This window comes from Algibacter pacificus, from assembly GCF_008033385.1.
In the GTDB taxonomy this organism is placed as follows: Bacteria; Bacteroidota; Bacteroidia; order Flavobacteriales; family Flavobacteriaceae; genus Algibacter; species Algibacter pacificus.
This window is the reverse complement of record NZ_VOGY01000008.1, coordinates 180,274-191,705: the sequence shown is the minus strand read 5'-3', so window position 1 is coordinate 191,705 and position 11,432 is coordinate 180,274. Positions and strand designations below refer to the sequence as shown.

5 protein-coding genes are annotated in these 11,432 nt (G+C 33.6%); 3 read left to right on the top strand and 2 right to left on the bottom strand.

Translation table 11 applies throughout. The features are described 5' to 3' along the window. The 3 genes from FQU21_RS13415 to FQU21_RS13405 all read left to right on the top strand — a co-directional run. On the top strand, positions 1-5,440 hold a 5,440-nt coding region (locus FQU21_RS13415), incomplete at its 5' end, for an Ig-like domain-containing protein (RefSeq protein WP_147678517.1). A 29-nt stretch (positions 5,441-5,469) separates the two neighbouring features. Continuing rightward, positions 5,470-6,399, top strand: coding sequence for a PorP/SprF family type IX secretion system membrane protein (locus FQU21_RS13410; RefSeq protein ID WP_147678516.1), 930 nt, complete (start codon positions 5,470-5,472; stop codon positions 6,397-6,399). An 11-nt stretch (positions 6,400-6,410) separates the two neighbouring features. Continuing rightward, positions 6,411-8,363, top strand: coding sequence for an OmpA family protein (locus FQU21_RS13405; protein ID WP_147678515.1), 1,953 nt, complete (start codon positions 6,411-6,413; stop codon positions 8,361-8,363). Between the two features lie 84 nt (positions 8,364-8,447). Here FQU21_RS13405 and FQU21_RS13400 read toward each other — a convergent pair whose 3' ends face one another. Both FQU21_RS13400 and FQU21_RS13395 read right to left on the bottom strand, forming a co-directional pair. Next, positions 8,448-8,891 carry a retropepsin-like aspartic protease gene (locus FQU21_RS13400; RefSeq protein WP_147678514.1) on the bottom strand — a complete coding sequence of 148 codons (444 nt, stop codon included), beginning with the start codon at positions 8,889-8,891 and terminating at the stop codon, positions 8,448-8,450. Then, positions 8,857-11,412: a CHAT domain-containing protein gene (locus tag FQU21_RS13395; protein WP_147678513.1), complete on the bottom strand. Its 2,556-nt coding sequence runs from the start codon at positions 11,410-11,412 to the stop codon at positions 8,857-8,859. Before FQU21_RS13395 ends, FQU21_RS13400 begins: the two co-directional genes overlap by 35 nt. Positions 11,413-11,432 lie beyond the last annotated feature (20 nt).

Sequence of the window (11,432 nt, the reverse complement as noted above, 5' to 3'; positions counted from 1 at the left end):
TCCTGATAATGGATTAAATGATACTTATGCCAATGATGATGCTTATAACGGAAACATCAACGATCCAATAGCAGGAAATGTATTAGATAATGATAGTGATCCAGAAGATGATACACAAACAGTAAACACAACCCCGATAAGCGGACCAGAAAATGGAGATGTCACAATCAACCCGGACGGTACGTTTACTTACACCCCAGATGCAAATTATACAGGACCAGATAGTTTTGTATATGAAGTATGTGATAGTGGAAGCCCAATGGCTTGTGATCAAGCAACAGTAATTCTTACTGTGAATCCTGTGAATACAACAGATGCTATTCCTGACTTTAACAATACGTATGTTAATCTAGCCGTTTCTGGTAATGTATTGACTAATGATGAAGATGCTCAAGGTGATATGCAAACAGTCACTGCCTTTGACGGTGTAAGCACACCAGGGGGAGGAGTTGTTAGTATGAATACAAATGGAATTTATATTTATACACCAGATACTGGTTTTGTAGGAACAGATACGTTTGCTTATACAGTATGTGATGATGGTACACCAGTAGCATGTGATTCAACTATTGTAACTATTGAAGTATTAGCAGATCCTAATTTAGATATCAATGAAGTTATAGCAAATGATGATACCGCTACAACAGAATCTGGAACACCAGTAGATGGAAACTTAATTGTCAATGATTTTGATCCAGAAGGTGATAACATTACAATTAACACAACTCCAGTAACGGTTCCTGATAATGGTACTGTAGTAATCAATCCTGACGGAACGTTTACTTACACACCAAACCCTGAATTTGTAGGAGAAGATACTTTCATCTACGAAGTATGTGATGATGGAACGCCACAAGATTGTGATCAAGCAACAGTAACAATAACAGTAGATCCATTAGATTTAACTGATAATGATACTTATGCAAATGATGATGCTTATAATGGTGATCCAAACCAACCTATAATAGGGAATGTATTAGATAATGATACAGATCCAGAGGGAGACGCACAAACAGTAAGTGTCGTAGATACACCAGATAATGGTACGTTGGTATTAAATCCAGATGGTACATTTACATTCACACCAGATCTAGACTTTACAGGAACTGATAGTTTCGTATATGAAACTTGTGATGATGGTACGCCTGAAGCTTGTGATCAAGCAACTGTAATAATTACTATAAACCCCGTAAACAGTACAGATGCTATTCCTGACTTTAATAATACTTACGTTGATACAGAGGTTAGAGGTAATGTATTAACTAATGATGAAGATGATGAAGGGGATACACAAACCGTAACTACTTTTGATGCTTTAAGTATTGAAGGAGGTGCCGTAATAGTGAACAATGACGGTCGTTATACTTACACTCCAGCACCTGGATTTACAGGAACTGATACGTTTACATATACTATTTGTGATGATGGTACACCTGTAGCTTGTGATACAACTACGGTAACAATCGAAGTTTTATCAGATCCAAATTTAGATATCAACGAAGTTATAGCGAATAATGATACGGCTACAACAGAATCTGGTACACCAGTAGATGGAAACTTAATTGTAAATGATTTTGATCCAGAAGGTGATAACATCGTAATTAACACAATTCCAGTAACGGTTCCTGATAATGGTACTGTAGTAATCAATCCTGACGGAACGTTTACTTACACACCAAATCCTGAATTTGTAGGAGAAGATACTTTCATCTATGAAGTATGTGATGATGGAACACCACAAGCTTGTGATCAAGCAACAGTAACGATAACAGTAGATCCATTAGATCTAACAGATAACGATACTTATGCAAATGATGATGCTTATAATGGTGATCCAAACGAACCTATTACAGGAAACGTATTAGATAACGATACCGATCCAGAGGGAGACGCACAAACAGTAACTGTTGTAGATGCACCTGATAATGGTACCTTAGTTTTAAATCCAGATGGTACATTTACCTATACACCAAATGAAGACTCTACTGGACCAGATAGTTTCGTATATGAAGTATGTGATGACGGTACACCTCAAGCTTGTGATCAAGCTACGGTAATCTTAACGATTAACCCAACTAATAGTACCGATGCTATTCCAGACTTCAACAATACATTTGTTAATCTAGCCGTTTCGGGTAATGTATTAACAAATGATGAAGATACTGAAGGCGATATGCAAACAGTAACTGCTTTTGATGGTGTAAGCACACCAGGCGGAGGAGTTGTTAGTATGAATCCAGATGGTGTTTATATATACACACCGGCTACAGGGTTTACAGGAACGGATACATTTGTTTATACCGTATGTGATGATGGTGTGCCACAAGCTTGTGATTCAACTATTGTTACTATAGAGGTATTAGAAGATCCTAATTTAGATATCAACGAAGTTATTGCAAATGATGATACCGCTACAACAGAGTCAGGTACACCTGTTAACGGTAATTTAATTGTAAATGATTTTGATCCAGAAGGTGATAACATCGTAATTAATACAACTCCAGTAACGGTTCCAGATAACGGTACAGTAGTAATCAATCCAGATGGTACGTTTACTTACACACCAAACCCTGAATTTGTAGGAGAAGATACTTTTATTTATGAAGTATGTGATGATGGAACGCCACAAGATTGTGATCAAGCAACAGTAACGATAACCGTAGATCCATTAGATTTAACAGATAACGATACTTACGCTAATGATGATGCTTACAATGGTAACCCTAACAGACCAATAGCTGGAAATGTATTAGATAACGATACAGATCCGGAAGGTGATTCACAAACGGTAAGTGTTGTGGATACACCAGATAACGGTACGTTAGTATTAAACCCTGATGGTACATTTATTTTCACACCAAATACAGACTTTATAGGAACGGATAGTTTCATATATGAAGTTTGTGATGATGGAACACCTCAAGCCTGTGATCAAGCTACGGTAATCTTAACGATTAACCCAGCTAATGGAACAGACGCTATTCCAGATTTCAATAACACTTATATGAATCTTGCCGTAATGGGTAATGTACTTACTAACGACGAAGATGTAGAAGGTGATATGCAAACAGTAACTGCTTTTGATGGTGTAAGTACGCCTGGAGGTGGAGTTGTTAGTATGAATTCAAACGGAATCTATATTTATACACCTGCTACGGGCTTTACGGGAACAGATACATTTGCTTATACTGTATGTGATAATGGTGTGCCACAAGCATGTGATGCAACGATTGTTACAATTGAAGTATTAGCAGATCCAAGTTTAGATATCAATGAAGTTATTGCTAATAATGATACAGCAACAACAGAAGCAGGTACACCTGTTGACGGTAATTTAATTGTAAATGATTTTGATCCAGAAGGTGATAATATCATAATAAATACAACACCGGTGGAGGTTCCAACTAATGGTACTGTGGTAATTAATCCTGATGGAACATTTACTTATACACCAAATCCTGGATTTGTAGGTGAAGATACTTTTACTTATGAAGTTTGTGATGATGGAACACCGCAAGCTTGTGATCAAGCAACGGTTACAGTAACTGTAGATCCTTTAGATCCTACCGATAACGATACTTATGCTAATGATGATGCTTATAATGTTAATTTAAATCATCCTATAAACGGAAACGTATTAGATAATGATAATGATCCAGAAGGTGATATTCAAACGGTAAATACAACACCGGTAGATGCACCAAATAATGGTACGTTGGTATTAAACACAGATGGAACATTTACTTATACACCAAATCCAGGCTTTACAGGAGATGATAGTTTCATATATGAAGTATGTGATTCTGGAACACCACAAGCTTGCGATCAAGCAACGGTAGTTATAACAGTGAATCCTTTTAATGGTACTGATGCTGTTCCTGACTTTAACAATACGTATGTTGATATAGCAGTTCGTGGTAATGTGTTAACTAATGATGAAGATACTGAAGGTGATATACAAGCAGTAACAGCGTTTGATGCATCAAGTGCTAAAGGAGGAGTTGTACAAGTAAATAATGATGGTAGTTATATATACACACCACCAGCAGGCTTTACAGGAACCGATACCTTTACATATACTATATGTGATGATGGGATGCCTCAAGCTTGTGATACAACTACGGTAACTATTGAAGTCTTAGCAGATCCAAATTTAGATATCAATGAAGTTATTGCTAATAATGATACGGCTACAACCGAATCTGGAGTTCCAGTAAGTGGTAACTTAGTAGTAAATGATTTTGATCCAGAAGGGGATAACCTTGTAATCAATACCATACCAGTAACAGATCCAACCAATGGTACGTTAGTAATTAATCCTGACGGAACATTTACTTATACACCATTTGGAGGATTTGAAGGGGAAGATACTTTTACTTACGAGGTATGTGATGATGGAGATCCACAAGCATGTGATCAAGCTACCGTAACAATTACCGTTGAGCCATTCGATGCTCTAGATAATGATACTTATGCCAATGATGATGCTTATAATGGCGATGCAAATGAACCTATTGCTGGAAATGTTTTAGATAACGATACAGATCCAGAAGGTGATATGCAAGCAGTGAGTGTGGTAGACCAACCAGATAATGGTGCTTTAGTTTTAAACCCAGATGGTACATTTACATTCACACCAAACCCTAACTTTACAGGAACAGATAGTTTCATATATGAAGTTTGCGATGCAGGAACCCCTCAAGCTTGTGATCAAGCTACAGTAATCTTAACGGTTAACGAAACGTTAGCAGATTTAGAATTAACTAAAGTGGTTTCAGATGATAATTACAGTCCTATATTTGGTGATGATATCACCTTTGATATTGAGGTAACTAATTACGGTCCTAAAACAGCTACAGGTGTTGAAGTTTTAGATTTATTACCTTGTGGATATGAGTATGTTAGTCACTCAGTAACATCGGGTGTATATACTCCTGAAACTGGAATGTGGATTGGTTTAGATAACCTTGCATTGGGAGATTCTCAAACTTTAACAATCACAGCAACTGTTTTAGATACATGTTCAGATTATAACAATATAGCAGAAATTATGGCTGCAGATCAATCAGATCCAGATTCAACTGTTGGTAATGGGATATTAGATGAGGATGATATGGACGACGTAGATGTAACACCAATAGAGCGACCTTCATCATGTGTTGTTGTTAATAATATTTTCACACCGCACGAAGTGGATGGAATAAATGATTATTTAACAATCGATTGTATAGAACATTTCCCTGATAATACAATAGAAATTTATAACCGATGGGGTAATAAGGTGTATTCTGCTAAAGGTTACTTAAATACTTGGGACGGTATTTCTAATGGAAGAGTAACTATTAAAAAAGGTGAAAAAGTACCTGTAGGAACCTACTATTATGTATTAAAATTAGGTAATGGAGATAAACCTCTATCGGGATGGTTGTACGTTAATTAAGCACTAATTAAAAAGTAAATAGAAAAGAAATGAAAACACAAATCAATATAATAAAGCTTTGTGCCTTGCTAATGTTCTTCTTTACATTTAGTAAAGAAGGACAAGCTCAGCAAGATCCTCAATATACACAGTACATGTATAACACCATGTCTGTAAATCCAGGGTATGCAGGTTCTAGAGGTATATTTAGTGTTACTGGTTTACACCGCTCACAATGGGTCGGTATAACAGGGGCGCCACAAACGCAGACTTTAGGGATAGAATCACCTGTTACAGATAAAGTGGGGTTAGGGTTTAATATTGTTAATGATAAATTAGGGCCTTCTCAAGAAGTGTATTTAGATGGAAATTTTTCATATTCTATTCCTACTACATTACACTCTAATCTTTATTTTGGATTAAAAGCAGGATTACGTTTCTTAGATGTCGATTTCTCTAAAGGTACAGCCAGTCAACAAAATGATCCCAATTTAGAAAATATTAATTCTAAGTTTTTACCCACAGTTGGCTTAGGGGTTTATTATGATTTTGATTCTAGATGGTATGTTGGATTATCAGTCCCAAATTTGCTTACAACAAAACATTATGATAGGTTTGAGCAAGCAGTTGCGAAAGAACGGTTACATGTATATTTAATAGGTGGTTATGTATTTGATATAAATAGAAATATACAATTTAAACCTGCTGTTTTAGCTAAAGCTGTTTCCGGTTCACCACTATCAGTAGATGGTTCTGCTAACTTTTTATTTAATAACACGTTAACACTAGGTGTAGGATATCGTTGGGGAGATTCTGTTGGTGCTTTGGCTGGTTTTCAAGTAAATGAAGGACTGTTTATTGGTTATGCCTATGATTATACAACTAGTGGTTTAAATGCTGTAACTAGTGGTTCTCACGAAATTATGTTGCGTTTTGATCTTGTTAACCCAGGACGTATAAAATCTCCAAGATTCTTCTAAAAATAAATATTATGGTCAAAAACAAATTATTATTACTCATAGTACTGTGTTTTGCAGGAACAAGTTTATTTGGACAAAACAAATCTGTAGCCGATCGATATTTTAAAGAATATAGTTATATAAAATCGGCAAGATTGTATAGTGCAATTGTTAAGCGTGGAGACTCCACCCAAAATACCTTAGAACGCTTGGCGGATTCGTATTATAATAATGCAGATATCGATCAAGCAAAAGTGTGGTATGCTATTTTATTAAAGAAATATGAAAGTAGTGTAGATAGTGAGTATTATTTTAAATACGCTCAAACATTAAAATCTTCTGGAGAGAAAGAATTATCTGATACATGGTTTGATAAATATAAATCGGTAACTAAAGATGAAGTGCGTTCTAAGTATCTACAGGATGATTTAAACGTTCACGAAACCGACTATACAATATATAAAAATATTAGAAACTTAGGTATAAATACAAAGTATTCTGATTTTAATGGTTTCGTTCATAAAAATAGGTTGGCAGTGTTTTCTACCAGACCAGGCGAGGGAAGTAAGATTTATAAATGGAATCAGCAACCGTTTTTAAATGCTTACAGTGGTGCTATTGGGGATGAAAATCAAGTTGGAGAGTTAGAACTCTTTAAAGGTGATGTTAATAGCGAATATCACGAAGCAACCTTAGCAATTACTAAAGACGGTAAAACGATGTATTTTACTAGAGATAATTTTAAAAAGAAATTTTTAGGAAAATCTAAAGATAATACTACCCATTTAAAATTATATAAAGCAGTGTGGGATAATGGTAAATGGAAAAATGTTATCGAGTTACCTTTTAATAGTGAAGAGTATTCTGTTGGACACCCAACATTAAGTTCTGATGAGAAAACGCTATATTTTGCCTCGGATATGCCTGGATCGCTTGGAGGAACAGACATATTTAAAGTAGCAATTAAAGGGAACGATAAATATGGAATCCCTGAAAATTTAGGAGAGGTTGTTAATACAGAAGGAATGGAAATGTTCCCATATATTAGTAATGATAATATATTGTATTTTTCATCTAATGGGCGTCCAGGTTTAGGACTTTTAGATATTTATAAGGTCGATTTATCAAACTTAACAGTCAATAGTGTTTATAACCTAGGAAGTACTATAAATAGTGTTATGGACGATTTTGCATTTGTTCTAAATGGTGAAAACTCTGGTTATTTTTCGTCTAATAGATCTGGTGGTAAGGGAGATGATGATGTTTATACCTTTAATCTAGGGAGTACACTTTGTTTAGAAAATATAGCAGGAATTGTTACCGATATAAAAACAAACTTACCAATAGAAAATGCTACGGTTCAATTAATGGATGAAGAGGGGCAAGTGATAGAAGTTGCAAAGACCAAAGATGATGGATCGTATGAGTTTTTGGAAAAACCTTGTAGTAGTAAGTTTGTAATTCGAGCTGATAAAGCCGATTATGAAGGTGCTGTGGGTAAAATTGAATTATTAAAAGAGAACGGTAAAACAAGAAACTTAGATTTACAATTAAAACCATTAATTATAGGAGATCAAATTGTAATCAGACCTATTTATTTTGATTTTGACAAATCATATATTAGACCAGATGCACAGTACGAACTTGAAGATATTGTTACGGTAATGGAAAATAATCCAGAAATGATTATTAAAATTGAATCGCATACCGATTGTAGAGGAAGCCACGCTTATAACAGAAGCTTATCAGATCGTAGAGCAAAATCTACACGCGATTATATTTATTCACGTGGTATAGCCAAAAACCGTATTCAAAGTGCCATAGGTTATGGTGAGAGTCAATTATTAAACCATTGTGATGATGCACATGCAAGTCAATGTTCAGAAGAAGAACATCAATTAAATAGACGTTCTTATTTCTATATTCTTAATGGGCCTAATAATGTAAAAGTCTCAGGTCAAGAGAAAGATAATACTAATAATTAATATTAATATTTAAACATAAAAAAACGTCTAGAAAAAAAATCTAGACGTTTTTTGTGTTTTTTTAGCAAGGAATAATTAAGTGTTTTAAAGTTTTAAATACAAGTATTTCTTTTCGTAATCAATAATACCTTTACCCTTTTTTAAAATATCGGCACCAATAATACCATCGACAGGTTTGGAATTATGGTTTATAAGAGCACTATTTACATGAGATAGATTAAACAAAACCAAGACGACCTTGTTATGACTCCATTTGCCAATTTTAACTTTATTTTTTTTAGACATTTTAGTATCCATATCGGTCGCTCCAGCACCAGCGGCTTTAATTAAAGAATCTTCAGCGTCTAATTTAAACGTTTCAATAGCTTCAAAGCCAACACAAGAACTTGAGGCTCCAGTATCTAAAATAAATAAACCTTTTTTACCGTTAATTGTGGCTTTTATCTCAAAATGATTCGTCTTTGTTAAATGAAGTTTTACTTTGGTATAGCCTTTATTTAAAAGGAACTCTTGAAGATTTGTTGTCATTGCGTTTTAATTTCATGGCCAAAAATACTATAAACAAGGTAATTAATATACCAATGCAAATATAAATCGTAAAGTTTTTTGTTTTCGGTGTCACCAATTCGCCATAATAAACAAAGGCGCTCCAATAGTAAGGCGATTTTTTAACGTTACTAATCGACTCGTTTTTTAAATAACTAATTTTAGATGTCCGATTAGCAATATAAGCCGATTGAGATTCCTTGTAATTTTTGTAAAAAGACGCCATAATTTGGGCTGTTGATAAATCGTTAATTTGCCAAAGCGAGAACAATATATTTTCTGCGCCAGCATATTGAAATCCGCGCGCTATACTCATCGCACCTTCTCCTTTGTATAATTTACCTATGCCGGTCTCGCAGGCGCTTAAAACGACTAAATTCGGGTTTAAATCCTGACTATAGAGTTCATTTAAAAATAAAGTATCATCAAAAAAGGATAAGTTCGATGGTTTTACAAAATCGCCACTACTAGCATGTGTGGATAAATGAATAATATCATAGTCTGAAGCATTTTTAAAAAAGTTATTTTTGGTAGCATCTGCTTTCATAAATAATTTCGAAGGCATATAATCTGCAATAGCATGGGCTTCATTTATGGAATAAGTTAAAGCTTGATTGGTGTTTTCAAAAACAGGAAAAAAGCCTAAAACTTCATTATTATGCTTTTGTTTTTTGGTTTCATTTAAATATAAGATAATACTGCTATTATAAATAATGTTTTGGTTTTCGATAACAAATGGCATTCTTGAAAAAGCGGTGGTTTCTGTTTTTTTGGTGAGCAAAGCTTCAAAAGGTAGAAAGTTAAGTAAGCCGTCCGGAATGATAATAGCATTTTCAGTTGTCGAAAGCGCTTTTAAATTCAATAATTTATAAATAGAAAATGCTTGTTTTGTGTAATTGGAAATATCGTTATTTATAGTTGAAGGCGCATTAAATAGATTGATAAACGCTGAAATTTGATTTTTAACATCGGCATTATATTCAATTCGGTTAAGGCTAATAGATTTACCTGAAATAATGAATTGATAAATGCTATTTTTACCATAGAAATATTCGGCTAAAGTAGCATGATCTTTTAGTAATTTAGAGTTGAGATTAGTTAATTGAAACGGCACATCTTCATTGGGATGTTTTTCTAAAATACGTCTGTTTAATGATTTTAATTGCATGCTTATGTTGCTCAGTTGTATACTTAAATCATTAATTTTTTTAGAACCCAAACCCGCTTTTACCAATAAACTAGTAAGCTGTTCTTGTGTTTTTAATAGTTTAAATTCTTTAATTAATAAACTATCTTTTGGAAAACGTTGCAAGCGTAATTTCTTTAAAAACATGGTTTTTAAAACCGAAGATTTACTGTTTTCAGCATATTGAAGTGCCGTTTTTAAATAAGAGGTATCTTGAGTTTCGTTAAAAGCGTTATAAAGGATATCGATGCATTTTTCACTTCGGATTCTATTATTGGTTTCGTTTAAAATTTTAGTTTCTTGCGATGTCCAACTACTTTGTAATAAACTAGAAACATAAAAACTAAGCTCTAAACTTTGTAAGGCTTTTTCAGAACTTGTTTCAATTTCGGCATATAAATCAAAAATATCTATAAATTTATTCTCGGCATATAATTGATGTTTGGTTGGAAAGCCATCACCGTTATATTCTGGTAATAGCATTTTTAAAGCCATATTTAAAAAAGTTAAAGCTTTTTCGGATTGTTTCAAAAGGAAATAAAGTTGGGCCTCCTCAATATAAAGTTGTTCCGTTTCACGTTTTGTAAGATGCTTTTGTAATTCATTTTTTTTATAAGAAGAAAATGCCGTGAAGGCTTTTTTATAATCCTTCTTTTTTAAATGAAGCAAGTAATTCTGTCTATCATTTTTAAAGCTTGACGATGCCGAAAATAGGTTTAAAGCATTAAGACTTTCTGTTTTTATTTGAAGTAAATGTCTTTTTTGAGTTTCAGAACTATTGTTAATTTTTAAACCTTCATCCACGGTTTTTATTGCAGTTTCATGTTTTCCTAAAGTGGCATACAATTTAGCTAAATTAATAATACCACTTATTTGATGCTTGGTTTGGTGTGTTTTTTCGGCTAAAAAAATATACTGATTTATAGTATTTAACGCATTGGTGAAATCGCCCGTTTTAGTATATAAAGTCCCTAACGGATTTAAACAATTATCAATAATATCGAAATCTGAAATTTGAGAAAGTTGGTTTTCATTAAATCTATTTAAGGCATCTTCATAAGTGATAATAGCCTTTGTTAATTCCGATTGCTGAAATAAATAAAAAGCTTTATGTGTTTGCAGAAAAACTAATGCTAGCTGTTCTTCTTTTGATTTTACTTGATTTTTAAAAAGGCTTTCCTGTTTGTTTAAAAGTTTTAGCGACTCGGTTTTTTTATTTTCAATAAACCGTTCTGCTGCCAAATAAATAGTTTCTTCTAAGTTTTGAGCAACACTACTTAGGGTGATAAAAAATAGAAGAAAGCAACAAATTTTCATTTAATTGAGTTTAATAAATA

What these genes read in the sequence shown, in the direction of transcription:
- FQU21_RS13410 (WP_147678516.1), top strand. Translation starts at nt 5,470, where the DNA reads ATGAAAACACAAATCAATATAATAAAGCTTTGTGCCTTGCTAATGTTC.
- FQU21_RS13405 (WP_147678515.1), top strand. Translation starts at nt 6,411, where the DNA reads ATGGTCAAAAACAAATTATTATTACTCATAGTACTGTGTTTTGCAGGA.
- FQU21_RS13400 (WP_147678514.1), bottom strand. Translation starts at nt 8,891, where the DNA reads ATGACAACAAATCTTCAAGAGTTCCTTTTAAATAAAGGCTATACCAAA.
- FQU21_RS13395 (WP_147678513.1), bottom strand. Translation starts at nt 11,412, where the DNA reads ATGAAAATTTGTTGCTTTCTTCTATTTTTTATCACCCTAAGTAGTGTT.